Raw genomic sequence first — 3,019 nt, 5'->3', positions numbered from 1 at the left:
GCCAGCCGTTCCACCGCGGCGACGGCCTCGCCCTCGCGCTCGGCCGCCGGCACCAGCCCCAGGTGGCGGGAGGGCGTGGCGACGGCGTCGTCACGCCGGATCGCCCCCAGCACCGGCACGCCCGCCGCCTCCAGCGCGGCTCGGCAGAGCTCCTCGTGCCGGTCGGACCCCACCCGGTTGAGCACCACGCCACCCACCCGGACCCGCGGATCGAACGTCGCGAACCCGTGCGCCACGGCGGCCACCGACCTGCTCTGCCTGGCGGCGTCCACGACCAGCACGACCGGTGCCTCCAGCAGCCTGGCGACGTGCGCGGTCGAGGCGAGGTCCGTGTCCCCCTTGCCGTCGAACAGCCCCATCACCCCCTCGACCACCGCCACGTCGCACCCGGCGGCCCCGTGCAGGAAGAGCGGCGCCACGCGCTCCTCCCCGACGAGCCAGGGATCGAGGTTGCGGCCCGGCCGCCCGGTGGCCAGCGCGTGGTAGCCGGGGTCGATGTAGTCGGGCCCCACCTTGTGCGGCGAGACCCGGAGCCCGCGCTCGCGGAGCGCCGCCATCAGGCCGGTCGCCACGGTCGTCTTGCCGCTCCCGGACGAGGGCGCGGCGACGACCAGGCGCGGGATCACCACTCGATGCCCTTCTGCCCCTTCTGGCCGGCGTCCATGGGATGCCGTACCTTGCCCATCTCCGTCACCAGGTCGGCCGCCTCGACCAGCCGCTCCGGCGCGTCCCTGCCGGTGATCACGACGTGCTGGCCGCCCGGCCGGCCGTTGAGCGCCTCCAGCACGTCGTCCAGGTCCAGCCAGCCCCACTTCAGCGGGTACGTGAACTCGTCCAGCACGTAGAACCGGTACGTCTCGGCCGCGAGATCCCGCTTGATCTGCTCCCACCCCTCCCGGGCGTCGGCCGCGTGATCCTCCTCCGACCCGGCGCGCTGGATCCACGACCAGCCCTCGCCCATCTTGTGCCAGGTCACCTGCCCGCCCTCGCCGGAGGCGCCGAGGACCTTCAGCGCGCGTTCCTCGCCGACCCGCCACTTGGCCGACTTGACGAACTGGAACACCCCGATCGGCCAGCCCTGGTTCCACGCCCGCATCGCCATGCCGAACGCGGCCGTCGACTTGCCCTTCCCCGGGCCGGTGTGCACGATCAGCAGCGGCCTGGCGCGGCGCTGCCGGGTGGTGAGGCCGTCGTCCGGCACCACGGCCGGCTTTCCCTGCGGCATGTCAGACCGCCTTCCGGTAGTCACGGACGACCGACCCCAGATCGGACAGGGTGTCGAGGGTGAGGAGACCGGCCCGCATCGTCGTGGCCAGCCTGGCCGCCAGGCCGAGCCGCACGGGTCCGCTCTCGCAGTCCACGACGACGCTCGCCGTGCCGTCCAGCAGCGTGGCCGCCCTGTCCACGTCTCCTCCCGAGGTGGCGCGCCCGTCCGTCACCAGCACCAGCAGCGGGCGGCGTGCCGGATCGCGTACCCGCTCCACGCGCAGCACGTCGGCTGCCTTGACCAGCCCGGCCGCCAGCGGGGTGCGGCCCCCGGTCGGCAGCGACCGCAGCCGCGCCGCGCCCGCCTCCACCGACGAGGTCGGCGGGAGCACCAGCTCGGCCGACGCGCCCCGGAACGTGACCAGGCCCACCTTGTCGCGCCGCTGGTAGGCGTCCAGCAGCAGGCTCAGCGCCGCGGTCTTCACCGCCGTCATCCTCTTGCGGGCCGCCATCGAACCGCTGGCGTCCACCACGAACAGCACCAGGTTGCCCTCCCTGCCCTCGCGTACGACCTCCCGCAGGTCGTCCTCGCGGAGCAGCAGCCCCGGCCCGGTGCGCCCGCGCCGTTTCTGGTGCGGCGCGGCGGCGAGGATCGTCGCCGTGACGTGCAGCCCGCGGATCCGCCCACCGGGCCGCCGCGCGCCGGTGACCCTCCCGTGCGAGGTCCGCGCCCGTGACCGCCGCCCCGCCACGCCCTCACCCAGCCCTGGCACCTGCAGAAGGGGCACCCGGTACGGCTCGGCGGCTCCGGCCACCTGCCCGCCCGCGGTGTCCACACCCTGTGGACGACCCGCCTCGGCCGCCGGGCCGTCCACACCTTGTGGACGCGACTGCGGCCCGGCGTCCTCCCGCGCACCCGGCTCGCCCCCTCCGGGACCGCCATCATCGGGACCTTCGGGATCTTCGGGACGGTCTGCACCATCGGCGCCATCTGGCCCCTCGGGTCCCTCGGGTCCCTCGGTCTCCTCCAGCAGGCGCTCCAGCAGTGACTCATCCAGCCCCGGCGCGTCGAAGGGATCGCGCCTGCGGCGGTGGGGCAGCGACAGCCGGGCCGCCGCCCGCACGTCGTCGGTCGTCACCGTGTCCCGTCCCTGCCAGGCGGCGTGGGCGATGGCGGCGGCAGCCGTGACCAGGTCGGCCCGCAACCCGTCCACCTCGAACGCCGCGCACACCGTAGCGATCTGGCTGAGCCGCGCGTCCGGCAACCGGACCTGCGGCAGCCGGTCGCGAGCCCGCGCGATCCGCGCCGCCAGCGCCGCCTCCTCGGCGGCCCACCGCGCCGCGAACGCCTCGGGACCGGCCTCGAAGGCGAGCCGCCGCCTGACCACCTCGGCGCGTTCCTCCGGAACGCGTGAGGCCCTGACCTCGACCGTCAGCCCGAACCTGTCGAGCAGCTGGGGCCGCAGCTCCCCCTCCTCCGGGTTCATGGTCCCGACCAGGAGGAAGCGCGCGGCGTGCCGTACCGACACCGTCTCCCGCTCGACGTAGCAGGTGCCCAGGGCGGCGGCGTCCAGCAGCAGGTCGACGAGGTGGTCGTGCAGCAGGTTCACCTCGTCCACGTACAGCACCCCGCGATGGGCGGCGGCCAGCAACCCCGGCTGGAACGCCTTGACCCCCTCGGTCAGCGCCCGCTCCACGTCGAGCGCTCCGGCCAGCCGGTCCTCCGAGGCGCCGACCGGCAGCTCGACCAGCGCGGCGGGGCGGCGCAGCCGCTGCTCGCCGGGTTCGTGCGGCCCGTCGGGGCAGCCGGGGT

General features: G+C 75.2%; 3 protein-coding genes. All 3 read right to left on the bottom strand.

Annotated features, from left to right (window positions below; genetic code table 11):
• Positions 1-614, bottom strand: a 614-nt coding sequence (locus DQW85_RS25245) for a cobyrinic acid a,c-diamide synthase CobB (protein ID WP_205315392.1), incomplete at its 3' end; no start/stop codon positions are given.
• Between the two features lie 8 nt (positions 615-622).
• Positions 623-1,225 (bottom strand): cob(I)yrinic acid a,c-diamide adenosyltransferase, encoded by a 603-nt coding sequence (gene cobO / locus DQW85_RS25240; protein WP_113702467.1) that lies wholly within the window; start codon positions 1,223-1,225, stop codon positions 623-625.
• 1 nt (position 1,226) lies between these two features.
• On the bottom strand, positions 1,227-3,019 hold a 1,793-nt coding region (locus DQW85_RS25235), incomplete at its 5' end, for a VWA domain-containing protein (protein WP_113702466.1).

Source organism: Nonomuraea lactucae (assembly GCF_003313395.1).
Taxonomy (GTDB): domain Bacteria; phylum Actinomycetota; class Actinomycetes; order Streptosporangiales; family Streptosporangiaceae; genus Nonomuraea; species Nonomuraea lactucae.
The sequence above is the reverse complement of the archived record's forward strand: the minus strand, read 5'-3'. Positions and strand labels throughout refer to the sequence as shown.

Excerpts from the sequence above, each read along its gene's own strand:
- cobO (WP_113702467.1), bottom strand. The coding sequence starts at position 1,225 with ATGCCGCAGGGAAAGCCGGCCGTGGTGCCGGACGACGGCCTCACCACC.